This window comes from Pseudotabrizicola formosa, assembly GCF_002900965.1.
GTDB lineage: Bacteria > Pseudomonadota > Alphaproteobacteria > Rhodobacterales > Rhodobacteraceae > Pseudotabrizicola > Pseudotabrizicola formosa.
The window spans coordinates 392364-414275 of record NZ_PJOM01000001.1 but is presented as its reverse complement, the minus strand read 5'-3'; the positions used below and the strand labels follow the sequence as shown (position 1 = coordinate 414275).

Sequence of the window (21912 nt, the reverse complement as noted above, 5' to 3'; positions counted from 1 at the left end):
TGCCCGGAAGACGGACACGATGACCGAAATCACCCTGCACCAAAGCCTGACCGAGATTGACGCCGCCGCATGGGATGCGGTGGCGGCCCCCGAACAGGCGACAGGGCGACCAATTGACCCGTTCACCACCTATCGGTTTTTGCACGCGCTGGAGGCGTCGGGGTCAACCGGGGCGGGCACCGGCTGGAGCGCGCATCCTTTGGTGCTGCGCCAGGACGGGAAGATCGTGGCGGCGGTGCCGATGTATGCGAAAGGGCATTCGCAGGGCGAATATATCTTTGACCACGGCTGGGCGCAGGCGTTTGAGCGGGCGGGCGGGCGGTATTACCCGAAATTGCAGATTGCGGTGCCGTTCACGCCTGCAACAGGGCGGCGGTTTCTGGGGGAGGCCGCGCATCGCGAGATGCTGCTGGCGGCGGCGGTTTCGGTGGCGGCAAAGAACCGGCTGTCGTCCTTGCATGTGACCTTCTGCACCGGGGAAGAGGCCGAGGCTCTGGCCGGGGTGGATGGTGTATTGCACCGGGTGACGCAGCAGTTTCATTGGGAAAACAACGGCTACGCGACCTTTGACGATTTCCTTGGCCAGCTGTCCAGCCGCAAGCGCAAGATGATCCGCAAGGAGCGCGAGACGGCGCGGGCCTCGGGCCTGACCATCCGGGCGCTGACCGGCGATGCGATTGACCCTGCGCATTGGGATGCGTTCTGGGCGTTTTATCAGGATACCGGGGCGCGCAAATGGGGCACGCCTTACCTCACCCGCAAGGCGTTCACGCGGTTTCATGACACGATGCGCGACGACATTCTGCTGGTGCTGGCCTTTGACGGGGACCGCCCGGTGGCGGGGGCGCTGAATTTCATCGGGCGCGATGTGCTGTTCGGCCGCTATTGGGGCTGCTCCGAAGATCATCCCTGCCTGCATTTCGAGCTGTGCTATTATCAGGCGATCGACTGGGCGATTGCCAACGGGCTGCACCGGGTGGAGGCTGGCGCGCAGGGCGAACACAAGCTGGCGCGCGGCTATCTGCCCAGCCCGGTGCATTCGCTGCACTGGATTGCCGATGCGGGGTTCCGCGATGCCGTGGCGCGCTATCTGGAGGAAGAGCGCCGTGCAGTCGATGAAGAGATCGAGGTGCTGACGCAGTACGGCCCGTTCCGCCGGGTGCAGTCTGAAGACTGAGGCCGGGCCTGCGGGCTTGGCGCAAATCAAGACAGGATCGCAAGAGATGACCGAGAAGACAAAGCTGGACCCGTCAAGCCTGCTGCCGCTGTTTGGCACCGGGTGGAAGATGGCCGAAGGCAAGGATGCGCTGGAAAAGACCTTTCTGTTCAAGGACTTCAAGCAGGCATTTGCCTTCATGACCCGGGTGGCCGAGGATGCCGAGGCGTTGAACCACCATCCGGAATGGTCAAACGTGTACCGCACGGTCAAGGTCCGGCTGACCACGCATGATGCGGGCGGCCTGACCCGGCTGGATGTGGATCTGGCGGAACGGATGGACAAGGCCGCAGGGTATTGATCCCGCGCTGACCGGGCCGCAAGCCCCCTCCCCTGACGGGGAGGGGGCACGGGTCAGATCGCGGCCAGCAGCGCCTCGCCACCCGAGATATCACAGGTGCCGGGGGACTCTTCCAGGTGCAGCTGCTTGACCACGCCATCCTCGGCATAAAGCGCGTAGCGTTTCGACCGGGCGATCAGGCCGGCGGGCGCGGCCGAAAAATCGAGCCCCATCGCCTTGGTAAAGGTGCTGTCGGCATCGGCCATCATGGTGACCCCGGCGGCGGTGGCCCCGGTGGACTCGCCCCAGGCCTTCATCACGAAGGGATCGTTGACCGAGACACAGATGATGTCATCCACGCCCTTGGCGGTGAACTGATCCTTGGTGCGGATGAAGCTGGGCACATGCGCCGAACTGCAGGTCGGGGTGAAGGCACCCGGCACGGCGAAGAGCACCAGCTTGCGCCCCTTGGCCAGCTCATGCAGCGAGACCTGCTCCGGGCCCTTGTCGCCAAGCTTGATCAGGGTGGCCTCTGGCAGCGTGTCGCCCACAGAAATCGTCATGGTTCAGTCCCTCTCGCGTTGCGTTTGCTTATGCGCAGGTTATAGGGTCCGCCCGGTTGGGCGACCAGAGGAATATGGCCATGCATGTGGTGATCATCGGGGCGGGACAGGCGGGTGCGGCGCTGGCGGCCAAGCTGCGCGGGCTGGGGCATGCCGGACCTGTCACCGTGATCGGAGAAGAGGCCTCCCCGCCCTATCAGCGGCCACCTTTGTCGAAAGCCTATCTGTTGGGCCATATGGAGGCCGAGCGGCTGTGGCTGCGCGCGCCGGAGTTCTGGGCCGATCAGCAGGTGGCGCTGCGGTTGGGCGCGCCGGTGACGGCGCTTGATACGCTGGCCAAGACGGTGACCGTGGGCGGCGCGGTCATCGCCTATGACGCGCTGGCGCTGACCACCGGATCAACGCCGCGCCGCCTGCCGGCCGCGATGGGGGGCGATCTGGCCGGGGTCTATACCCTGCGCGGGCTGGTCGATGTCGATGCGATGCGGGCCGAGTTCCGGCCCGGCCGCCGCGTGGTGATCGTGGGCGGCGGCTATATCGGGCTGGAAGCGGCGGCGGTGGCGGCCAAGCTGGGGCTGGATGTGACGGTGCTGGAAATGGCGCCGCGCATCCTGCAACGGGTGGCAGCCGCCGAAACCTCCGGCTATTTCCGCGCGCTGCACGCCGCGCATGGGGTGAAGGTGCTGGAAGCCACCGGGTTGGAGCGGTTGCTGGGCGCAGACCGCGTGACAGGCGCGCGCCTGTCGGACGGGCGCGAGATTGCGGCGGATTTCGTGATTGTCGGCGTGGGGATCATGCCGAACACGGCCCTGGCCGAGGCCGCCGGGATCACCATCGACAACGGAATCGCCACCGATGCCTGTGGCCGCACCTCGGCCCCCGATGTCTGGGCGGCGGGCGATTGCGCGTCCTTCCCCTGGGGGGCGGGGCGGTTGCGGCTGGAATCGGTGGGCAATGCGATTGATCAGGCCGAGGTGGTGGCGGCCAACATCCTGGGGGCCAACACGCCGTATCGGGCGGCCCCCTGGTTCTGGTCGGATCAATATGACTGCAAGCTGCAGATCGCCGGGCTGAACACCGGCTATGACCGGGTGGTGACCCGCCCCGGCGCGGATGGCGCGGTGTCGTTCTGGTATTATCAGGGCGATCGCCTGCTGGCGCTGGATGCGATGAACGATCCCCGCGCCTATATGGTCGGCAAGCGGCTGATCGAGGCGGGCCGCTCGCCCGACGCCGCGTTGCTGGCAGACCCTGCCACCGACCTCAAGGCGCTGCTCAGATGAGGATCATCGGCGGGCGGGCGCGGGGCCTGCATCTGGCCCCGCTGGGCGCAGGCGATGCCCAGGCGCAGTTGCGGCCCACATCAGACCGGGTGCGCGAGTCGATCTTCAACCTGCTGATCAATGGCGGGCATGGCAATCTGGTGCAGGGCGCGCGCGTGCTCGACCTGTTCGCCGGCACCGGCGCGCTGGGGCTGGAGGCGCTGTCGCGCGGGGCGGCATCAGCCATATTTGTCGAACAGGGCAAGGTGGCGCTGGCCCTGCTGACCCGCAACATCGCGCTGATGCGGGCGCAAGCCGAAACCGAGGTCTGGCGGCGCGATGCGACACAGCCCGGGGAAAACCGGGGCGCAGGTTTTGATCTGGTGTTCCTTGACCCGCCCTATGGCCGGGGTCTGGGCGAAACGGCGATCGCGGCCTGCCTTGCGGGCGGCTGGCTTGCCCCCGCATCGGTGATCGTCTGGGAGGAAGGCGCAGCCCCGCTGCCCCCCGCCGGGCTGGACCTTCTTGACCAGCGCCGCTATGGCGAGACCCATGTGACCTTGCTCAGGATGCCCGCATGACCCCCGGAACGATGCCCGCCAAAGCCGTGATCTTCGACTGTGACGGCGTGGTGGTCGACAGCGAGGGCATGACCTTCGATCTGCTGGGGGGCGAATTCGCGGCGCATGGATTGCCGCTGACGGTCGAGGTGATCGCGCGCGATTTCATCGGCGGCACGATGGCCGATGTGGCGATGCGGGCGCGGGCGGCGGGGGCGGATCTGCCGGAGAGCTGGGTCGACACCTTCTACCCGCGGCTTTATGCCCATCTGGCCAGGGGCACGCCGCTGGTGCCCGGCATCCTTGCGGTGCTCGACCGGCTGGAGGCGGCGGGAATTCCCTTTGCCATGGGCTCCAACGGGTCGGACGAAAAGATGCAGATCACGCTGGGCCAGCACCCGGGGCTGTTGGCGCGCTTTGGCAGGCATCTTTATTCCGGGCAGACCCTTGGTGCGCCCAAACCCGCGCCGGATCTCTATCTGCATGCGGCGCGGCAATTGGGCGTCGCGCCTGAGGGTTGCGTGGTGATCGAGGACAGCCCCACCGGAGCACGCGCCGCGCAGGCCGCCGGTATGCGCTGCCTGGGCTATGCCGCCCATACCCCGGCAGAGCGTCTGGCCGCCGTGGGGGCAGAGCCGTTCTTCGACATGGCCGACCTGCCCCGCCTGATCGGCCTGGGCTGACGTCACCCATTATCTGTTCTCAAATATCCCCGCGCGGAGCGCATATCCGAGCCGGTTGTGGCGCAGCCACAGAGGCGAGACAAAAAGAGCGCGCGCGCCAGCGCGCTCCATTGCCTTGAACCGGTTTCAATCGGCCGAGCGCAGCACCTGCGCCGGGCGGGCGGCAAGCGGGCGCAGGGCAAAGGCCAGCCCGGCGGCAAGGGTGGCCACCACCCCGCCCGCCACGATGGCAAGGGCCGAGACGGGTTCAAACCGGTAACTCGAGTCCATCACGAAGACCATCACCGCCCAGCCCGCCAGACCGCCCGCCACAATGGCGACCAGGCCGGCCGCGGCCCCCATCAGGGCGGACCGCAAGGCAAAGCTGGCCAGGATGCGGCCGCGCGTGGCCCCCAGCGTCTTGAGGACCGCCGCCTCGTAGACCCGGGCGCGCTCGCCTGCGGCGGCGGCCCCGATCAGCACCACAAAGCCGGTCAGCAGCGTTGCGGCTGCCGCCCAGGCGGTGGCGGTGGCAATCGCGCCCAAAGCCTCGGTCACCCGGTCGATCGCGTCCTTGACGCGGACGGCGGTGATATTGGGATAGGCGCGCGAGACATCGCGCAGGATCGCGGCCTCGGCCTCGGGTTCGGCATAGACCGTGGCGATATGGGTGTGCGGCGCGCCCGCAAGGGCGGCAGGGTTCAGCGTCATCACGAACCCCATCCCGGCGCTGGAGAAATCGACGTTGCGAAAACTGGTGATGGTGGCGGTGATGTCGCGGCCCAGAATGTTGGTGGTGATCTGATCGCCCAGGTTCAGCCCGATCTCGGCGGCCTCTTCAGCGGCAAAGCTGATCTGCGGATCGCCGGTGTAATCCTCGGGCCACCATTCCCCTTCGGTCACGGTGGTGTTTTCCGATGGCGTGGCGGCATAGGTCACGCCACGGTCGCCGCGCACCACCCAATGCTCGCCCGCCACCTCGCGCGCCGGGCGACCGTTGATCTGTGTCACCACGCCGCGCAGCATCGGCGCGCTTTCCACCTTGCTGACCGCAGGATCATTGGTCACCCGGTCCAGAAAGGCGTCGATCTGGTCGGGCTGGATGTCGACAAAGAAATAGGATGGGGCGCGTTCGGGCAGATCCTGCGCGATGGCAAGGCGCAAGTTGGCCTCGATCTGGCCGACGGCGGCCAGCACCGACAGGCCAAGGCCCAGCGACAGCACCACCGATGTCGCCTCGGCCCGGGGCCCGCCGATGGCAGCCAGGGCAAGCCGCAGTGCCACCCTGCCCCGCGCCAGCACCGAGCGCGCCACTGCATTGGCGGCACGGCGCAGCAGCCAGGCGGCACCCGCCAGCACCAGAAGTGCCCCGGCAATGCCGGCGGCAGAGCCCAGCGCCAGATCCGGCACACCCGAGAACAGCACCGCCCCGCCGATCAGCAGGGCCAGCAGGGCGGCCACGGCGATGGCCGCAGGCCATCCGGCCCAGCCCCCCCGCCCTGCCCCGCGATAGAGCGCCGCTGCGCGCACGCTTTGCGTGCGGGCCAGCGGCCAGAGCGTGAACAGCAGCGCCGTGGTCAGCCCGTAGAACGCCGCCTCCAGCAGTGGCAGCGGATAGGGGCGGAAGATCACCGGCAAGGGCAGCGAGGCGGAAATCACCGGGGCCAGCAGCATCGGGATGGCCACCCCCAGCACAAGGCCGATGGCCACACCGACCCCGGCCAGCACGGCGATCTGCAGGAGGTAAACGCGGAAGATCATCCCCCCTTCCGCCCCCAGGGTTTTCAGCGTGGCGATGGTCGAGACCTTGCCATCCAGATAGGCGCGCACCGCAGAGGACACGCCCACCCCGCCCACGGCCAGCCCGGCAAGGCCGACGAGGATGAGGAAAGACCCCATGCGTTCGACGAACCGCTCTACCCCCGGTGTGGCGCGGCGGCTGTCCTGCCAACGCACGCCATTGTCGCGATAGAGCGCCTCGGTCTGGTCTTCCAGCGCCTGCAGATCACTGCCTTCGGGCAATGTCAGCCGGTATTCGGTTTCATAAAGTGATCCCGGCCCGATCAGCCCCGATTGCGCCAGATCGGCGGTCAGCACCATGGTGCGCGGACCAAGGGTAAAGCCTTGTGTGGCGGAATCCGGTTCGCGCAGCAGCACCGCGCCCAGGCGGAAGTCCTGCACGCCAAGGCGGAAGCTGTCGCCCACGGCCAGCCCAAGCCGATCCACCAAGACCCGGTCCATCACTGCGCCGGGCAGGCCGTTCTGCGGGGCAAACGCCTCGGCCAGCGGGATTTCCGGCTCCAGCACCACGTCGCCCAGTAGGGGATAGGCGCTGTCCACCGCCTTGATCTGGGTCAGGGCGGTGTCGTCGCCGCGCACGGCCATAGAGTTGAAATCGACCACTTCCGACACGCCGGTGGCGATGCTGTCCATATAGGCGCGCTCGGACTCGTCGGCGAAGCGGTAGGTGAATTCCATCTGCGCGTCACCGCCCAGAAGCACCGCGCCCTGATCGCGCAGGCCCGCTTCAATGGCCGCGCGCACCATGCCGACCGAGGCGATGGCCATCACCCCCAGTGCAAGGCAGGCGAGGAAGATGCGAAAGCCGCGCAGGCCCCCGCGCAATTCGCGCCGCGCCAGACGCCAGGCCAGGGACAGACCCGTGCCTGACCCCTTCGCTGCTCCGGTATCCGCAGGGGCCACCGCGCTCATTCCGCCGCTGCCTTCATCCGGTCTTCGCCCGTGATCCGGCCATCGGCCAGCCGCACCACGCGGTCACAGCGCGCGGCCAGTTCCGGCGCATGGGTAACCAGCACCAGCGTGGCACCGTGCCGGTCGCGCAGGCCAAACAGCATGTCCATGATGGCGGCACCGTTGACGCCATCCAGATTGCCGGTGGGTTCATCCGCGAGCAGGATCGCCGGGCGCGGGGCGGCGGCGCGCGCGAGGGCCACGCGCTGCTGCTCGCCCCCCGACAGTTGCGTGGGGTAATGATCGAGCCTTGAGCCCAGTCCCACCGCCTGCAATTCGGCCGCGGCGCGGGCAAAGGCATCGGCCTTGCCTGCCAGTTCCAGCGGCACGGCAACATTCTCCAACGCGGTCATTGTCGGGATCAGGTGGAAAGATTGGAACACCACCCCCATATTGCCTCTGCGAAAGCGCGCGAGCGCATCTTCGTCGAGGGCGGTCAGATCCGACCCCAGCGCCAGAACCGATCCCGATGTGGCCCGTTCCAGCCCGCCCATCAGCATGAGGAGAGACGATTTGCCAGACCCGGACGGACCGATCAGCCCCAGCGTTTCGCCCTGTGCGACGTCAAGCGTGATCCCTTTCAGAATCTCGACCGGCCCGGCATTGCCTGCCAGTGTCAGCGTCGCCTCCTTCAATGCCAGAACGGTCTGACCCATGATGTTTTCCTTTATCCTGTCTCCTGTTGCATATGGCGCGAAACGCTGCCTCCGCAACCTGACGTTTGCGTTAGCCCTGCCGTTTTCTGCCGCAGGTGCAGCCTATGCCGAACCCGTGACCGTTTTCGCGCTGGGTGACAGCCTGACAGCAGGGTACGGATTGCCCGAGGGTGAGGGGCTGGTGCCGCAGCTGAACCTCTGGCTGGCCGAGCAGGGCGCAGAGGTGACCGTGCTGAATGGCGGCGTGTCGGGCGATACCAGTGCCGGCGGTCTGTCGCGGCTTGACTGGAGCCTGACGCCCGAGGTCGATGCCATGATCGTGACATTGGGGGGCAATGACCTGCTGCGCGGGCTGCAACCCGGCGTGACCCGCACCAATATCGAGGCGATCCTCGCGCAGGCGCAGGGCCGTCAGCTGCCGGTCCTGCTGATCGGGATGGAGGCCCCGGGCAATTTCGGACCCGCCTACAAGGCAGAGTTCGATGCGCTCTACCCGGAGCTGGCGACGCAATATGGCGCGCTGCATGGGGGCAGTTTTTTCGCGCTGATCGACCCGGATGCCACCGACCCCGGCCAGATTTCGCAGTATATGCAGGCTGATGGCATCCATCCCAATGCGCAGGGCGTGAAACGCGCGGTCGAAAGCCTGGGGCCGCAGATCCTGCAGCTGGTGGAGCAGCTGGGCTAAGCCTGCGGCCTCGCCCTTTCTGACCTCGGCCCGCGCCAAGCGCTCCCGCGCCTTGGGCCGCGCGCAGGATGAAAATTCGGTGCCGGGGCTTGATGCGCGCGGCGGGACCAGTCATGGATATGCGGCCCCCGGCCTTGATGGCGCGGCAGAGGACCGTTGCATGACCCTGATTTCCGACCTGGCCGACCTGCTTGGCGCGGCACATGTGCTGACCGGCAGCGATATGGACCGCCACGCGCGGGACTGGACCGGGGCCTACCCGGGCACGCCGCTGGCCGTGGTGCGCCCCGGTGACAGCGCACAGGTGGCAGGCTGTGTAAGGCTTGCAGCGCGGCATGGCGTCGCCGTGGTGCCGGTGTCGGGCAATACGGGGCTGGTGGGCGGCACCTATACGACAGGCGGGCTGATGATCAGCCTGGAGCGGATGAATCGGATTCGCGACCTGAACCCAGACACGCGAACGGCGGTGGTAGAGGCGGGGGTGATCCTGTCCGCCTTGCACGACAGGGCGGCAGAGCAAGGGTTGTATTTCCCGCTGTGGTTCGGCGCGCGGGGGTCGGCGATGATTGGCGGGGTGCTGTCGACCAATGCCGGCGGGTCGAACGTGCTGCGCTATGGGTCGACCCGGTCCTTATGTCTGGGGCTGGAGGTGGTGCTGGCCGACGGGCGGGTGCTCAACCTGATGTCGGCGCTGCACAAGGACAATTCCGGCTATGACCTGCGTGATCTGTTCATCGGGGCCGAGGGCACCCTGGGGATTATCACCGCGGCGGTGATGAAGCTGGTCCCTGCCCCGCGCGCCCATGCCACCGCCACGCTGGCGCTGCGCGCCTTGCCCGATGCGACGGTGCTGCTGAACCGGTTGCAGGAGGCGTCGGGCGGGCTGGTCGAGGCGTTTGAATTCATGCCCGCAAGCTATTCGCGCCGTCTGGCGCAGGTGCGGCCCGATCTGGGGCTGCCGTTCTCCGATGTGCCGGAGGTGACGATCCTGACCGAGCTGGGGGCCACCGCGCCAGCCCTGTGCGATCCGCGCGCGGACGGATCGGTGCCGCTGACGGACCTTTTGGAAACCACCATCGCGGGGCTGATGGAAGAGGGGCTGGTCCTCGATGCCCTTGTCGCGCAATCCGAGACGCAGCGCCGGGCGATGTGGGCGCGGCGCGAGGCGGCAGCCGAGATCACCTTTGCCAAGCGGCCCTTTGTGGATACCGACATTGCGGTGCCGCTGGACCGGGCGGCGGATTTCCTGACGGCGATTCACGCCCGGCTGCAAGCCGTGGATCAGGCGCATGAGCCGCTGTGCGTGGCGCATCTGGGCGACGGCAACCTGCATTTCACCGCCTTTCCGGTGGACGGGTCGAAAGCCACCTATGACCGGGTGATCACGATGATCGAGGATGTGGTGGCCGAGTTGCGGGGCAGTTTTTCGGCCGAGCATGGCGTGGGCCTGTCCAAGCGGCCTTCTATGGCGCGGCGCAAGGACGGTGTGGCGCTGGAGGTGATGCGGGCGATCAAGGCAGCGCTGGACCCTGCGGGGATCATGAACCCCGGCAAGGTGATTCCAGAGCGGGACCGCGACGCATCGTGACGGCCCTACAGACGGTTTTCGCGGTGCCGGTGTTTCGCATGCTGGCGGGGGTGATCGGGTTGATGGGGCTGATCAACGCCTCGCTTTACCCCTATCAGTCGCTGATCGGCATCGAGGTTCTGGGCCTGCCGGAAGCGGCATTTGCGCTGGTGCTGGTGCTGGCATCGGGCGTGGCGGTGGTGACATCGGTGCTGCTGGGCATTCTGTCGGACCAAAAGGCGAACCGGCGGCGTCTGGCGCTGATCACGGCGCTGATCGGCGCGCTGGGGGCGGGCCTGATGGTGTTTGCCCCCGGGCCGGTCAGTTTTGTGCTGACCAACGGGATTTTGCTGCCGGTGGCGTCATCGATCTTTGGTCAGGCCTTTGCGCTGAACCGGTTGGCGAGCCAAGGCTATCCGGCGCAGCGCGAGGGGATACAGGCCACCGTGCGGGCGGCGATGTCGGTGACCTTTCTTCTGATGCTGGTGTTCTGGACCTTTGCCTTTGGCCAAGGGGCCGATGTGATGCTGACCTATGCCAGCGGCGGGCTGGCCAGTCTGGCGCTGCTGGCGCTGATCTGGGGGTTCTGGCCGCGTGACGGGCAGACCGGCTGGGCCGATCAGCCATCGGGCCTGCGGTTGGGGGCGGCGCTGGCGCAGTTGGCGCGGCCCGAGGTGGCGCTCCGGCTGGTGTGCCTTGGCGCTGTCACCTCTTCGGGGGTGCTGTACATGATCCTGGCCGCGCTGGTGTTTTCCGAAACGACGGGGCGCGACGCCGCGGATACGGCGCTGTATGTGGGGCTGGTGGCGGGATGGGAGGTGCCGTTCATGCTGCTGTTGCCGCGGTATCTGGCGCATGTGCCACGGCCCACGCTGATTTTCTGGGGCACGGTGCTCTATGTCAGCCATCTGGTCGCCTTGCCATTTCTGGCAGGTTCTGTCTGGATCTGGGCCATGACCTTGCCCGCAGGCTTGGGCGGGGTGGCGATGCTGATTTTGCCGATTTCCTATTATCAGGATCTGATGGTGGGGCGGCCCGGTACGGCGGCGTCGATGCTGGCGCTGCAAAAGCTGGTGGCGGATGTGATCGCGGCGCTGGCGTTCAGCGCGGGGCTGGCCATTGGCGGCTATGCGTTGACGGCGGCGCTGGGCGGCGGCATCGCCATTCTTGGCGCGCTGGGGCTGTGGCTGGCCGACCGGGGGCGGATCAGCCCGGAGCTTGCGTGACGCGCGCCAGATAGGCCAGCGTGGGCGGAATCGCCTGCACATCCTTTGACGGGGTGCTGATGCGGGCAACAGCGCGCGCCAGCCCGTCCAGCGGTGCCAGCACCCGCGTCAGCCGCGCCACCGCGCGCCACAGCCCGGCGGGGGCGGCAGCGCGATAGGCGTTCAGCGCGGCGTCGAGTTCGGGACCGGGGGCCATACCCCGGTCATTTGCGAACCAGCTGTGGGTGAAGATCACCACATCCATCGCCCGCGCCATGCGGCTGCGCCTGCGGTTGCGGAAGCGCTCAAGGTCGATCAGCCGCAGCTCGCCCGCCTGCCAGCAGAAATCACGCAACGCCGGGCGCCCATGCGAAAACCCCGCCCGGTGCAGGCCCGCAAGCGCGGCCCCTGCGGCGACAAAGGCGGCGGTGCGGTCGGGCATGGGGTGGCTGGTGTCTTTCAGCAGGGTTGACAGGGTGGGACCAAGATCGGGCAACAGCAGGTAATCGGGGCCTTCGGCGATCACCTGCGCCACCGGCACACCGCGCGCATGCAAGAGCCGCAAGGCCTCGCGCTCGGCAACAAAGGCCGAAAGGCCATTGCCCTTTTGCCATCGCATCCGGCCTGTGGCCTGTTCGATCCGTTTGAGCCAGACCCGGCCGCCATCCGGCAGCGGCAAGGCCCTGATCCGCTGCGCCGGTTGCGACAGGGCGGTTTGCAGGGCCGTGGCCACGGGTTTGGGCAGGGATGTGTTGTCAGGGTCGGTCATGCCAGAGATGTAACACCGGGATGACAGAACTTTAAGGGGCGTTGACCAAAAGGGTCAGCGCCAGCTGAAAAACCCGGCAGGGGCCTTGGCCAGCAGCTCTTCGGCCAGATCGGTGCCCAGGGCGGCGGCATCCGACACCGGCCCCGAACGCTGCCCGCTGATCGATTCCGACCCGTCGGGCCGCAGGATCTCGCCGCGCAGATGCAGCGTGCCGCCGTCCAGCGTGGCCAGCCCCGCGATGGGGGTTTCACATGACCCATCCAGGGCCGCCAGCATGGCGCGTTCGGCGGCAAGGCGGGTGCCGGTGGGTGTGTGGTGGATGGCGTCCAGCAGGCTGGCGGTGTTGGCATCATCTACCCGCCGTTCGATGCCGATGGCCCCCTGCGCCACGGCAGGCAACATGTCGGTGGTTTCAATCGCCGAACGGGCCATGTGGGCCATGCCCAGCCGGTTCAGGCCGGCCATGGCAAGGAAGGTGGCGACGGCGACGCCATCGTGCAGTTTTTTCATCCGGGTCTGCACATTGCCGCGGAATTCGACCAGCTGCAGATCGGGCCGTTTGAGCCGCAGTTGCGCCCGGCGACGCAAGGACGACGAGCCGACAACCGCGCCCTGCGGCAGATCGGCCAGACGGGCCACATGCGGGCTGACAAAGGCATCGCGCACGTCTTCACGCGGTAGGTAGCAGTCGAGGATCAGCCCGTCGGGTTGCAGGGTGGGCATGTCTTTCATCGAATGCACGGCAATGTCGATGCCACCATCCAGCAGCGCCTCTTCAATCTCGCGCGTGAACAGGCCCTTGCCGCCGATGTCTTTCAGCGCCTTGTCCAGAATCTGGTCGCCCATCACCTTGATCACACAGATCTCGAAGGCCGCCTGGGGCAGATCAAAGGCGACCATCAGGCTGCGGCGCACCTCATGCGCCTGCCAAAGGGCCAGCGGTGACCCTCGGGTTCCGATCTTCAGGGGGTGGGTGGGCGTGGGCAGGGCGGGGGAGGTCAGGATTTGCGTCATGCGCACAGGCATACTACTGTCATCTTTGCCTGACAACTATAGACAGGGGGGTCTTGACAACGCGGGGCGCACATCGGACCCATGGGGCAAAGGAGCCTTCCATGACCCAAAAGACCATCCTGCGCGCGCTTGCCGGCGAAACCCTTCCCACCCCGCCGATCTGGATGATGCGTCAGGCGGGGCGATACCTGCCCGAATATCGCGCAACCCGCGCACAGGCCGGGGATTTCCTGTCGCTGTGCTACAACCCCGAGCTGGCCGCCGAGGTGACGTTGCAGCCGATCCGGCGCTATGGCTTTGACGCCGCGATCCTGTTTGCCGATATTCTGCTGCTGCCGCAGGCGCTGGGGCCGAAGCTGTGGTTTGTCGAGGGCGAAGGCCCGCGGATGGAAACCACCACCACGATGGAGCAGGTGCGGGCCTTGAAGCCGACAAGTGCCATCCATGAGACGCTGTCGCCGGTTTATGAAACGGTGAAGATTCTGGCGCGGGAACTGCCGGAAGAGACCACGCTGATCGGTTTTGCCGGTGCGCCCTGGACGGTGGCGACCTATATGATCAATGGGCGCGGGTCCAAGGATCAGGCGGCGTCGCATGCCTTGATGCGCGAGGACCGCGAGACTTTTACCGCCATCCTTGACCGGATTGCCGAGGCGACGGTGGAATACCTGTCGGCGCAGATCGAGGCCGGGGCCGAGGTGGTCAAGCTGTTCGACAGTTGGGCCGGCAGCCTGAAAGGGCAGGATTTCGAGGATTTCGCGGTGGCCCCCACGGCGCGGATCATCGCGGCGCTGAAGGCGCGGCACCCGCAGACCCCGATCATCGCCTTCCCGCGTGAGGCGGGGGAAGGCTATGTCGGCTTTGCGGGCAAGACCGGGGCGGATTGCGTGGCGGTCGATGACAGCGTGACGCCGGAATGGGCGGCCGAGCATGTGCAGAAAGACGGTTGTGTGCAGGGCAACCTCGCGTCGCGCCACATGGTCACCGGCGGCGACGATCTGGTGCGCGAGACCCGCAAGGTGGTGGATGCGTTCCGGGGTGGGCCGCATATCTTCAACCTTGGCCATGGGATCACGCCCGATGCCAACCCCGACAATGTGCAGCTGATGATCGACACGGTGCGGAGCGCCTGAGGCAACGTGGTGGCGGGGTGAACCCCGCCCTACCGCGAGGAGCCCGGGCGGCAGCGCCTTGGGTAGGGCGGGGTTCACCCCGCCACGCTTTCCGAGAGTTGCTCCCTCAGGCCCTGAAAATCTCGCCATACATGTCGCGCAGCGCCTCCAGCGCCTGTTGTGCGTCTTCGGTCTGCGGGCCGATGCGGATGGCGATGGTTGCGGCCCAGCCAAAGCTGGCAACATGATCCGGGCGGATGGTGATGGTCAGGCCGCGTGCATCCTGAACAATCGACTGGACCGCGTCTTCGGCCCCGAACTCTTCGTCATTCACCGCGAACCAGATGGGGCCGCCGCCCAGCGGCTGGCGGAACAGGGCATAGGGTTCGTCCTCTTCCTCGCCCTGGGCGAAGCCGATGAACAGCATGCCGTCTTCGTCATCTTCGACAACCGAAGCGTAAGCGGCATGGATGGTGATGTCGGGCGTGGGAAGGGTCATGCGGGTCAGGTCCTTGTGAACAGCCACAGCGCCACGGCAACCAGCGCCAACGCCATGATGCGCCGGGTTAGCCTGACACGGTCACCTTGTGCAAGCCAGCCAGCCGCCGTGCCTGCGGCGGTGACGATGCCGGCATGGATCAGGGTGGCGACGGCGACAAAGGTGAAGGACAGGGCCGACACCTCGGCAAAACGGGCGGCGGGCGAGAGAAAGCCCGGCAGCACGGTGACGTAGAACACGGCGGCCTTGGGGTTCAGCAGATTGGTGATCAGCCCACGCCGGAACTGCGCAAAGGCCGTGGCCCCCGGCGGTGCGCCCCCCTCGGGGGCTTCGGCACCGCGCCATGTGTCCCAGGCGATCCATAAAAGATAGGCGACACCGGCCCAGCGCAGGGCCTGATAGGCAAGCGGTTGCGCCTGCAACAGGGCGGCAAGGCCCAGCGCCGCCAAAAGGCCGATCAGCGCCAGGCCCAGACAGACCCCCGCCACTGCGGCATAGCCCAGGCGGCGGCCTTCGGTGGCGGCCAGCAGGGCCAGCCAGGCCATGTTCGGCCCCGGCGTCAGCTCGATCAGGAGCGCGGTCAGCGCAAAGGCGGGAAGCTGGCTCAGGTCCACTTGGCGATGGGCGGCAGGCTCATCAACACGGCATTGGCATCATGGCCGGTTTCCAGCCCGAATTTGGTGCCCCGGTCGTAGACGAGGTTGTATTCGGCATAAAGCCCGCGATGGATCAGTTGCGCCTCGCGGTCGGCGTCGGACCACGGGGTGGCCACGCGGCGTTCGGTCAGCGGCACGAAGGCCGGGAGGAAGGCAGAGCCGACACCCTGGGTGAAGGCGAAATCGGCCTCCCACGAATCACCCTCGGCTCCGCCGGTGTTGAGATCGTCATAGAAGATGCCGCCGACACCGCGCGCGCGGCCCCGGTGCGGGACAAAGAAATATTCATCCGCCCAGGCCTTGAAGCGCGGGTAATAGGCCGCGTCGTGGGCGTCGCAGGCGCGTTGCATTTCGGCATGGAAATGCGCGGTATCCTCGGCATATTCCAGCGCCGGGTTGAGGTCGGCACCGCCGCCGAACCACCAGGCATGCGGGGTCCAGAACATGCGGGTGTTCATGTGGACCGCCGGGCAATGCGGATTGACCATATGGGCCACAAGGCTGATGCCCGAGGCCCAGAACCGCGGGTCACTCTCCATGCCGGGCACGCCGCGCGCGGCCATGGCCTTTTGCGCGCGCTCGCCCAATGTGCCATGCACTTCCGACACGTTGACGCCGATTTTCTCAAAGACGCGGCCCCCGCGCATCACGCTCATCAACCCGCCGCCGCCATCGGCGCGGGTGGTGGGGGTTACCTCGAACCGGCCGGGCGTGCCGGTGCCATGGCTGTCTTCCAACGCCTCGAAGGAGGCGACGATGCGGTCGCGCAAGGTGCGGAACCATGCTGCAGCACGGGCCTTTCGGGCATCGAATTGGTCGGTCATGTATTGCTCCCCTCGCCTGTTGCCCCTGCCTACCAAATGCCCTGCCCCGCGCCAACATGGCATTTGCCGCAGAAGGCGCTATATATTAAGGCTTTGGTCCAGTCGGGAGGGTTTCATCATGCGCCGCAGTCTTGTTTTTCTGGTGCTGCTTGCGGCCTGTGGCACGCCGCAGGAAAGATGTATCGCGCGCGAAACCCGCGAGGTGCGGGTGCTCGACCGGCTGATCGCAGAAAGCGAAGGCAATCTGGCCCGGGGCTATGCGCTGGAGGAAATCACCACCTATCGCGATCGCTGGGTGCCGTGCCGGGTGGAGCGCCCAGTTGTGGTTGAAGGTCAGCCGGCCCCCCCGCCGCAACCGTCGCAGATGTGCCGGGATGAGGTGGAGGTCACCGTCACCCGGCCCAAGGGAATCGACCTGCAGGCCGAGGCGCGCAAACTGGCGTCGCAAAAGGACAAGCGCACGGCCCTGCTGCGCGCGGCAGGACCGGGCATTGCGCAATGCCGGGCGGAATTCCCGGAATAGCGGTCAATAGGCGGGGATGACCACGCGGTCCAGAAGGCCGCGTCCGCCATCGACCCGCAGCACCTGCCCGGTCATGAAGCCCGAAGCGTCAGAGGCCAGAAATTGCATCACCTCGGCCAGTTCGTCGGGCGAGGCGATGCGGCCCAACGGGGTGCCGTTGACGATGGAGTCGCGCCAGTCGGGCGCGTCTTTCAGCGACGCCTGCAGGCTGGCGCTCATCACCGAGCCTATGGCCACGGCATTGACGCGGATGCCCTTTGGCGCAAGCGCCACGGCCAGCGACCGGGTCATCTGATCCACCGCGGCAGAAGCGATGGAATAGCCCAGCAGGCCGGGTTGGGTCTGGCAACCGGCAATCGAGGAAATGTTGATGATGGCGCCGATCAGACCTTCGGCTTCTGCCTTTTCCGCCTGCGCGATCATGCGCTTGGCGGTCATCTGCGACAGGCGCAGGCTGGTCATCACGTTTTCCTGCCACAGCATTTCGACCGCGTCATCCTCGACATTCAGCGGATCGGAGACCGCCATGCGGCGGCTGGCGTTCACCAGAATATCGACCCGGTCAAAGGCGTCGATGGTGGCCGACAACAGGTTGGCGATGGTCAGCTTTTCGCGCAGATCGCCGGTGAACATGCGCACCGACCCTTCGGCGCGGGCCTCGGCCCCCAGTTCTGCCTCCAGCGTGTCTTCGTCGATGTCGACGAACATCACATTCGCGCCCTTGGCCTGAAAATGCCGGGCGACGGCAAGGCCGATGCCTTTGGCCGCCCCGGTGACGATGGCGGTTTTGCCGGTGATGGAAAGGGACATGAGTTCCTCGGGGTTGGGGAGGGGGTTGGCTAGCGTGCCCGGATCGGGTGGCTTGCCCGGGTCAGCCGGAAGGCGGGGTCGGCACCGATGTCTTCCACCTGCCGGAACAGGGTGGACAGAGTCTGATGATAGGGCAGATGCCGGTTGGCGACCAGCCAAAGCGTGCCATCCGGCACCAGCATCGAGGCCGCTGCCCGTAAAAACGCCATGCCAAGCGCCGGATCAACCTCACGCCCGGTGTGGAAGGGCGGGTTCATCACCACCGCATGTGCCGGGCGCTGGGGTTTGAAGCTGCGTGCATCGGCCCAGTGAAACCGGGCGCGCGAATCCGCGATGTTGATCTGGGCGCAATCCAGCGCATCCTGCTCGGCCTCGACCAGATCCAGCTCCGTCACGGTTGAGCGGGTGAGGATGGCGCGGGAGAGGTAGCCCCAGCCGGCGCCAAGGTCGATCACGCGCGCGCCCAGCTTTTCCGGCAGCGCCTGTGCCAGCAAGACCGAGCCTCGGTCGGGCGCATCGGCAGAGAACAAGCCCGGAATGGTCTGGAAGCCACCGTCGATCAGGCGGGGGCGGGCATCCCAGCCGGTCAGATCGGCCCCGGCCTGCAGCACGAAAATCTTGCCATGCGCCTTTGACAGAGGGGCGGACATCTGCAACCCCATGGCGCGGCAATCCTTGAGGATGCTGTCGATGCCATCGGTTTTCTGGCCATCCACCGCGACCGGGCCGCCCGGCACGACCTCGACCATGGCGCGCGAGATCAACGCACGGGCAGCATCCCGCGAGCGGGGCAGGCAGACAATGCCGGCCGCGTAAGGCGGGCCTTCGGCAGCCTGATAGCCACGCGCGTTGAACCATTCGGCATCCGGGCGGAAGCCGGTAGAGACATGGACACGGGCAATGGAAATGCTGGACAGATCATCGCCTTCGCGGGGGCGGTAAATAACCACGGGGCCGTCCTGCGGCAGGACAAGGGCACCGCTTTCAAGCGCGAAATCAAGGCGTGCAGAGCGCATATAAGGGCGGAACAGGCGCGCGGCCTATTCCTTCTCCATCGTGCATTGCAGGGGGTGCTGGTGGCGACGGGCGAAATCCATCACCTGGGCCACCTTGGTTTCGGCCACCTCTGCCGAGAACACACCGACAACGGCCAAACCCTTCTTGTGGACGGTCAGCATGATTTCAAACGCCTGCGCATGGTTGAGACCAAAGAACCGTTCCAGCACATGCACCACGAATTCCATCGGCGTATAGTCATCATTCAGCAGCATGACCTTGTACATCGGCGGGCGCTGCGTGCGGGTCTTGGTCTTGGTCAGAAGCCCCGCGTCATCGCCCGGCCCATCGGTCTTGTCCGACATGGAATGGGGAAAGTTGGTCACGGGCGGTGCCTCATGCAAGGAAGATTCGGTTGGCTGGGTTCAACGCGCAATATAGAGGATTTTTGCCAATGGGAAAGGGTATCCCCCCAAAGGATTGCGACAAAGAGGTAAAGAGGGCATGAACCACGCCCGGCGGAGAGAAGGATGACCCTGACAACGATCGGTTTCGATGCGGATGACACGCTGTGGCAGAACGAGGCGTTTTTCCGGCTGACCCAGGCACGTTTTGTCAACCTGCTGGCCGATTATGCCGGGCAGGACCATCTGGAAGACAGGCTGCTTGCGGCCGAGCGGCGCAACCTTGGGCATTACGGCTTTGGGGTGAAGGGCTTCGTGCTGTCGATGATCGAGACGGCGATTGAGGTGACAGACGGAAAGGTGCCGGCCTCGGTGATCAGCGACCTGATGGCAGCGGGGCGCGAGATGCTGCGCCATCCGATCGAGTTGTTGCCGCATGCGCGCGCGGCGGTGGAATCGCTGGCCGGAGAGCACAGGCTGCTGTTGATCACCAAGGGCGATCTGCTGGATCAGGAGCGCAAGCTGGCGCAATCGGGTCTGGGCGATCTGTTCGACGGGGTGGAGATCGTGTCGGACAAGACGCCGCAGGTCTATGCCACGATCTTTGCCCGTCATGGCACGCAGCCCGATCAGGCGATGATGGTGGGCAATTCGCTGAAATCGGATGTGCTGCCGGTGCTGGATGTGGGCGGATGGGGCGTGCATGTGCCGCATGGCCTGACCTGGGCGCTGGAGCATGCCGAGGCCCCCGTGGGCCACGCGCGCTTTGTGCTGTTGCCCGATCTGGGGGGGCTTCCCGATCTGGTGGGCAAACTCCAAGGCATCCACAAGATATAGAGCGGCTGCGCAGGGATCCGCCTGATTTGCCACAAGGTGAAGATAAAGACCAAAGCCCTTGAATTTCCGGGGTTTTGCGGAATCATCTGCTGTGTTAGCGTTGCCGCAAATCACGCCCCAAAAAAACAATCGGGGCGGGCAGTGGCAGAGCAAGGATCTTCATCGTGACAACGCTTATGGGGCGATACGCCCGCAATTTCGTTTGTCTGGTGGCATTTATCGTGGTGGCGGCCTGTTCGTCCCCGCAGCCATCAGGTGCAGCCCCCTATGCCGCAATCGTGCAGGACGCCCGGACGGGTGAAATCCTGCACGCCGAAAACGCCGACACCCGGCTGCATCCGGCATCGCTGACCAAGATGCTGACGCTCTACATCACCTTCGAGGAAATCCAGCGTGGCCGGCTGAGCCTGGATACCATGGTCACCGTCACCAAAAGCGCAGCCGCCAAGCCGCCCTCGCGGCTGGGGCTGAAGGCGGGGCAGAAAATCTCGGTCCGCCACCTGATCCGAGCGGCGGCGACGAAATCGGCCAATGACGCGGCCTCGGCGCTTGGCGATCACATCGGCGGGTCAGAGGCTGGCTTTGCCCGGCGGATGGATGCGACGGCCAAGGCGCTTGGCATGCGCAATTCGACCTTCAAGAACGCGAACGGCCTGACGGCCAATGGCCATCTGTCGACCGCACGCGACATGAACACGCTGGGGCGGCGGTTGTTCTTTGATTTCCCGCAGTATTACAATATCTTCTCGCGCCGTTCGACCGATGCCGGAATTGCCACGGTGCGCAACACCAACAGCCGGTTTCTGGACGCCTACAAAGGTGCCGACGGGATCAAGACCGGATTTACCAATGCCGCGGGGTTCAACCTGACCGCTTCGGCAGAGCGCGGGAATGTGCGGATCATCGCAACCGTGTTTGGTGGCACTTCGACCGCAGCGCGCAATGCCAAGGTGGCACAACTGCTGGACCTTGGCTTCAAACGCGCTCCGGCCAATGCGCCGACCATGGTGCCGCAGGCACCGTCCTATTCTGCGGATGTCGAGGCGCTGATGGCCGAAGCGGATGGGCTGCCCGAAGTTGAAAATGGCGTAGGCAAGACGATTCGCTTGCAGATGGCGGTGGCGACTTCGCCACGCCCTGCCGCACGGCCCGATGCAGGACGGGTTGCCGCGACCGAAGTGGCAGTGGCCGCGATCGAAGACAGCATCGCCGCAGCTTTGGCCGAAGCGGTGGCGGCCCCGCCACCCCCCGGCACGCTGGAGGCGCAGGCGGTGGCCATGGCCGATGGCACGGCGCCTGCCGGACCCGCCATTGCGCCCCCGCCCCCGCGGCCCGAGTCGCTGGTGGCCGAGGCAGCGGCTCCCGAAGCCGGGGCAGCGCTGGAGCTTGCGGCGGTGGCGGAGCCCGCACCGGTCATGCCAGAGCCGGGGACGCTGGACGCGCAGGCCGTGGCCCTCGGGGCAGAGCCTGCGGTTGAGACACAGATGGCAGCGCTGGAAGATGACGGGTTGATGGTTTCTGCACCCGTACAGGTGGCGGCAATGGGCATGCCTGCCCCCCCGCCCGCGCCAAAGCGCAATGCGCCGATCTTTGACCGCGTTGCCGATGCGCCGCAGGCGCAACCGATGGACGAGCCGGTGGTGATCCGGCTGTCGACCTCGAACGCACGGCATTGGGGGGTGACGCTGGGCAAGTTCAACTCACGCTCAGAGGCCGAGCGGTTGCTGCTCAAGACCCAGTTGGCCGAAAGCGCGACCTTGAACGACGGCTTGCGCAAGGTGGTGCAGCGCGGCGGTGGCTATGAGGCGAATTTCATGGGGCTGACCCAGGATCAGGCCGATCTGGCCTGCCGCCGGTTGCAGGCCCGGGCGGTGCAATGCTTTGCCATGGGGCCATAAGGGTTCAGAATTCAGGCATCTGGTGCAGGCACCCGGGCCAGTCTGGCTGCACCCGCTGCTGAACTGAGGGTCGCGCGGGCAGGGGCCGGAGCCTTCGGCGGGCGCCTGTGGGAAAGGTCCCCTGCGGGAGAGCGACTGCCACCCTCACCGGGGCCGAAGG

At 66.3% G+C, this 21912-nt stretch carries 23 protein-coding genes; 12 read left to right on the top strand and 11 right to left on the bottom strand.

Features of this window, described 5'->3' with window-relative positions; genetic code table 11:
- Nucleotides 1-19 precede the first annotated feature (19 nt).
- Nucleotides 20-1177, top strand: a complete 1158-nt coding sequence (locus CXR43_RS02090; RefSeq protein ID WP_103332377.1) for a GNAT family N-acetyltransferase — start codon at nucleotides 20-22, stop codon at nucleotides 1175-1177.
- Nucleotides 1178-1223: 46 nt separating this feature from the next.
- Complete coding sequence (locus CXR43_RS02085) at nucleotides 1224-1517, top strand: 4a-hydroxytetrahydrobiopterin dehydratase (RefSeq protein ID WP_103332376.1); 294 nt, start codon at nucleotides 1224-1226, stop codon at nucleotides 1515-1517.
- A gap of 53 nt (nucleotides 1518-1570) precedes the next feature.
- On the opposite strand, the gene CXR43_RS02080 is transcribed toward CXR43_RS02085, so the two are convergent.
- Nucleotides 1571-2059, bottom strand: coding sequence for a peroxiredoxin (locus tag CXR43_RS02080; RefSeq protein WP_103332375.1), 489 nt, complete (start codon nucleotides 2057-2059; stop codon nucleotides 1571-1573).
- Between the two features lie 80 nt (nucleotides 2060-2139).
- On the opposite strand from CXR43_RS02080, the gene CXR43_RS02075 reads away from it, so the two are divergent.
- From CXR43_RS02075 to CXR43_RS02065, 3 genes are read left to right on the top strand one after another with little or no spacing between them, the layout of a single operon-like run.
- The gene (locus tag CXR43_RS02075) at nucleotides 2140-3342 is read left to right on the top strand and encodes an NAD(P)/FAD-dependent oxidoreductase (protein ID WP_103332767.1); all 1203 of its coding nucleotides are present in this window, start codon (nucleotides 2140-2142) and stop codon (nucleotides 3340-3342) included.
- A complete protein-coding gene (rsmD, locus tag CXR43_RS02070; protein WP_103332374.1) occupies nucleotides 3339-3902 on the top strand; it encodes a 16S rRNA (guanine(966)-N(2))-methyltransferase RsmD in 564 nt (187 codons plus the stop codon). Before CXR43_RS02075 ends, rsmD begins: the two co-directional genes overlap by 4 nt.
- Nucleotides 3899-4564, top strand: a complete 666-nt coding sequence (locus CXR43_RS02065) for an HAD family hydrolase (RefSeq protein ID WP_246831248.1) — start codon at nucleotides 3899-3901, stop codon at nucleotides 4562-4564. The genes rsmD and CXR43_RS02065 overlap by 4 nt, the downstream gene beginning before the upstream one ends.
- Nucleotides 4565-4690: 126 nt before the next feature.
- Here the strand turns inward: CXR43_RS02065 and CXR43_RS02060 are convergent, their stop codons facing one another.
- Both CXR43_RS02060 and CXR43_RS02055 read right to left on the bottom strand, forming a co-directional pair.
- Nucleotides 4691-7255: an ABC transporter permease gene (locus tag CXR43_RS02060; RefSeq protein WP_168219722.1), complete on the bottom strand. Its 2565-nt coding sequence runs from the start codon at nucleotides 7253-7255 to the stop codon at nucleotides 4691-4693.
- Entirely contained in the window at nucleotides 7252-7950 is a 699-nt protein-coding gene (locus tag CXR43_RS02055) for an ABC transporter ATP-binding protein (protein WP_103332372.1), read from the bottom strand. The genes CXR43_RS02060 and CXR43_RS02055 overlap by 4 nt, the downstream gene beginning before the upstream one ends.
- 1 nt (nucleotide 7951) lies before the next feature.
- On the opposite strand from CXR43_RS02055, the gene CXR43_RS02050 reads away from it, so the two are divergent.
- The 3 genes from CXR43_RS02050 (at nucleotide 7952) to CXR43_RS02040 (ending at nucleotide 11431) form a co-directional block, all read left to right on the top strand.
- Nucleotides 7952-8638 (top strand): arylesterase, encoded by a 687-nt coding sequence (locus tag CXR43_RS02050; protein ID WP_435530782.1) that lies wholly within the window; start codon nucleotides 7952-7954, stop codon nucleotides 8636-8638.
- A gap of 160 nt (nucleotides 8639-8798) precedes the next feature.
- A complete protein-coding gene (locus tag CXR43_RS02045) occupies nucleotides 8799-10226 on the top strand; it encodes an FAD-binding oxidoreductase (RefSeq protein WP_103332765.1) in 1428 nt (475 codons plus the stop codon).
- Nucleotides 10223-11431, top strand: coding sequence for an MFS transporter (locus tag CXR43_RS02040; RefSeq protein WP_146036452.1), 1209 nt, complete (start codon nucleotides 10223-10225; stop codon nucleotides 11429-11431). The genes CXR43_RS02045 and CXR43_RS02040 overlap by 4 nt, the downstream gene beginning before the upstream one ends.
- On the opposite strand, the gene CXR43_RS02035 is transcribed toward CXR43_RS02040, so the two are convergent.
- Together CXR43_RS02035 and hemC are read right to left on the bottom strand one after the other, a co-directional pair.
- Nucleotides 11412-12179: a lipopolysaccharide kinase InaA family protein gene (locus CXR43_RS02035; protein WP_103332369.1), complete on the bottom strand. Its 768-nt coding sequence runs from the start codon at nucleotides 12177-12179 to the stop codon at nucleotides 11412-11414. The genes CXR43_RS02040 and CXR43_RS02035 overlap by 20 nt on opposite strands.
- A 54-nt stretch (nucleotides 12180-12233) precedes the next feature.
- The gene (gene hemC / locus CXR43_RS02030) at nucleotides 12234-13205 is read right to left on the bottom strand and encodes a hydroxymethylbilane synthase (RefSeq protein WP_246831247.1); all 972 of its coding nucleotides are present in this window, start codon (nucleotides 13203-13205) and stop codon (nucleotides 12234-12236) included.
- A gap of 89 nt (nucleotides 13206-13294) precedes the next feature.
- On the opposite strand from hemC, the gene hemE reads away from it, so the two are divergent.
- Nucleotides 13295-14326 (top strand): uroporphyrinogen decarboxylase, encoded by a 1032-nt coding sequence (gene hemE / locus CXR43_RS02025; protein ID WP_103332368.1) that lies wholly within the window; start codon nucleotides 13295-13297, stop codon nucleotides 14324-14326.
- A gap of 106 nt (nucleotides 14327-14432) precedes the next feature.
- Here the strand turns inward: hemE and CXR43_RS02020 are convergent, their stop codons facing one another.
- Genes CXR43_RS02020 through hemF form a run of 3 tightly spaced genes read right to left on the bottom strand, consistent with a single transcriptional unit; the run spans nucleotide 14433 to nucleotide 16284 of the window.
- Nucleotides 14433-14804: a hypothetical protein gene (locus CXR43_RS02020; protein WP_103332367.1), complete on the bottom strand. Its 372-nt coding sequence runs from the start codon at nucleotides 14802-14804 to the stop codon at nucleotides 14433-14435.
- Between the two features lie 5 nt (nucleotides 14805-14809).
- Nucleotides 14810-15418 carry a LysE family translocator gene (locus tag CXR43_RS02015; protein WP_103332366.1) on the bottom strand — a complete coding sequence of 203 codons (609 nt, stop codon included), beginning with the start codon at nucleotides 15416-15418 and terminating at the stop codon, nucleotides 14810-14812.
- The gene (gene hemF, locus CXR43_RS02010; protein ID WP_103332365.1) at nucleotides 15409-16284 is read right to left on the bottom strand and encodes an oxygen-dependent coproporphyrinogen oxidase; all 876 of its coding nucleotides are present in this window, start codon (nucleotides 16282-16284) and stop codon (nucleotides 15409-15411) included. Before hemF ends, CXR43_RS02015 begins: the two co-directional genes overlap by 10 nt.
- Before the next feature lie 118 nt (nucleotides 16285-16402).
- Here hemF and CXR43_RS02005 point away from each other — a divergent pair, with 118 nt between their 5' ends.
- Entirely contained in the window at nucleotides 16403-16807 is a 405-nt protein-coding gene (locus CXR43_RS02005) for a putative periplasmic lipoprotein (RefSeq protein ID WP_103332364.1), read from the top strand.
- 3 nt (nucleotides 16808-16810) lie between these two features.
- On the opposite strand, the gene CXR43_RS02000 is transcribed toward CXR43_RS02005, so the two are convergent.
- The 3 genes from CXR43_RS02000 to clpS are packed head-to-tail and all read right to left on the bottom strand — an operon-like array spanning nucleotide 16811 to nucleotide 18978.
- A complete protein-coding gene (locus CXR43_RS02000) occupies nucleotides 16811-17617 on the bottom strand; it encodes an SDR family NAD(P)-dependent oxidoreductase (RefSeq protein WP_103332363.1) in 807 nt (268 codons plus the stop codon).
- A gap of 29 nt (nucleotides 17618-17646) precedes the next feature.
- Entirely contained in the window at nucleotides 17647-18633 is a 987-nt protein-coding gene (locus CXR43_RS01995) for a class I SAM-dependent methyltransferase (protein WP_103332362.1), read from the bottom strand.
- Between the two features lie 24 nt (nucleotides 18634-18657).
- The gene (clpS, locus tag CXR43_RS01990) at nucleotides 18658-18978 is read right to left on the bottom strand and encodes an ATP-dependent Clp protease adapter ClpS (RefSeq protein ID WP_103332763.1); all 321 of its coding nucleotides are present in this window, start codon (nucleotides 18976-18978) and stop codon (nucleotides 18658-18660) included.
- Nucleotides 18979-19143: 165 nt separating this feature from the next.
- Between clpS and CXR43_RS01985 the strand changes: the two genes are divergently transcribed.
- Entirely contained in the window at nucleotides 19144-19854 is a 711-nt protein-coding gene (locus CXR43_RS01985) for an HAD family hydrolase (protein WP_103332361.1), read from the top strand.
- 164 nt (nucleotides 19855-20018) lie between these two features.
- Nucleotides 20019-21752: a D-alanyl-D-alanine carboxypeptidase family protein gene (locus tag CXR43_RS01980; RefSeq protein ID WP_435530778.1), complete on the top strand. Its 1734-nt coding sequence runs from the start codon at nucleotides 20019-20021 to the stop codon at nucleotides 21750-21752.
- Nucleotides 21753-21912 lie beyond the last annotated feature (160 nt).

Excerpts from the sequence above, each read along its gene's own strand:
- hemE (WP_103332368.1), top strand. The coding sequence starts at position 13,295 with ATGACCCAAAAGACCATCCTGCGCGCGCTTGCCGGCGAAACCCTTCCC.
- clpS (WP_103332763.1), bottom strand. The coding sequence starts at position 18,978 with ATGTCGGACAAGACCGATGGGCCGGGCGATGACGCGGGGCTTCTGACC.
- CXR43_RS02060 (WP_168219722.1), bottom strand. The coding sequence starts at position 7,255 with ATGAGCGCGGTGGCCCCTGCGGATACCGGAGCAGCGAAGGGGTCAGGC.
- CXR43_RS02055 (WP_103332372.1), bottom strand. The coding sequence starts at position 7,950 with ATGGGTCAGACCGTTCTGGCATTGAAGGAGGCGACGCTGACACTGGCA.
- hemC (WP_246831247.1), bottom strand. The coding sequence starts at position 13,205 with ATGCCTGTGCGCATGACGCAAATCCTGACCTCCCCCGCCCTGCCCACG.
- CXR43_RS02065 (WP_246831248.1), top strand. The coding sequence starts at position 3,899 with ATGACCCCCGGAACGATGCCCGCCAAAGCCGTGATCTTCGACTGTGAC.
- CXR43_RS02020 (WP_103332367.1), bottom strand. The coding sequence starts at position 14,804 with ATGACCCTTCCCACGCCCGACATCACCATCCATGCCGCTTACGCTTCG.
- CXR43_RS02035 (WP_103332369.1), bottom strand. The coding sequence starts at position 12,179 with ATGACCGACCCTGACAACACATCCCTGCCCAAACCCGTGGCCACGGCC.
- CXR43_RS02085 (WP_103332376.1), top strand. The coding sequence starts at position 1,224 with ATGACCGAGAAGACAAAGCTGGACCCGTCAAGCCTGCTGCCGCTGTTT.
- CXR43_RS02090 (WP_103332377.1), top strand. The coding sequence starts at position 20 with ATGACCGAAATCACCCTGCACCAAAGCCTGACCGAGATTGACGCCGCC.
- CXR43_RS02000 (WP_103332363.1), bottom strand. The coding sequence starts at position 17,617 with ATGTCCCTTTCCATCACCGGCAAAACCGCCATCGTCACCGGGGCGGCC.
- hemF (WP_103332365.1), bottom strand. The coding sequence starts at position 16,284 with ATGACCGACCAATTCGATGCCCGAAAGGCCCGTGCTGCAGCATGGTTC.
- CXR43_RS02080 (WP_103332375.1), bottom strand. The coding sequence starts at position 2,059 with ATGACGATTTCTGTGGGCGACACGCTGCCAGAGGCCACCCTGATCAAG.
- CXR43_RS02050 (WP_435530782.1), top strand. The coding sequence starts at position 7,952 with ATGTTTTCCTTTATCCTGTCTCCTGTTGCATATGGCGCGAAACGCTGC.
- CXR43_RS02005 (WP_103332364.1), top strand. The coding sequence starts at position 16,403 with ATGCGCCGCAGTCTTGTTTTTCTGGTGCTGCTTGCGGCCTGTGGCACG.
- CXR43_RS02075 (WP_103332767.1), top strand. The coding sequence starts at position 2,140 with ATGCATGTGGTGATCATCGGGGCGGGACAGGCGGGTGCGGCGCTGGCG.
- rsmD (WP_103332374.1), top strand. The coding sequence starts at position 3,339 with ATGAGGATCATCGGCGGGCGGGCGCGGGGCCTGCATCTGGCCCCGCTG.
- CXR43_RS01985 (WP_103332361.1), top strand. The coding sequence starts at position 19,144 with ATGACCCTGACAACGATCGGTTTCGATGCGGATGACACGCTGTGGCAG.
- CXR43_RS02045 (WP_103332765.1), top strand. The coding sequence starts at position 8,799 with ATGACCCTGATTTCCGACCTGGCCGACCTGCTTGGCGCGGCACATGTG.
- CXR43_RS01995 (WP_103332362.1), bottom strand. The coding sequence starts at position 18,633 with ATGCGCTCTGCACGCCTTGATTTCGCGCTTGAAAGCGGTGCCCTTGTC.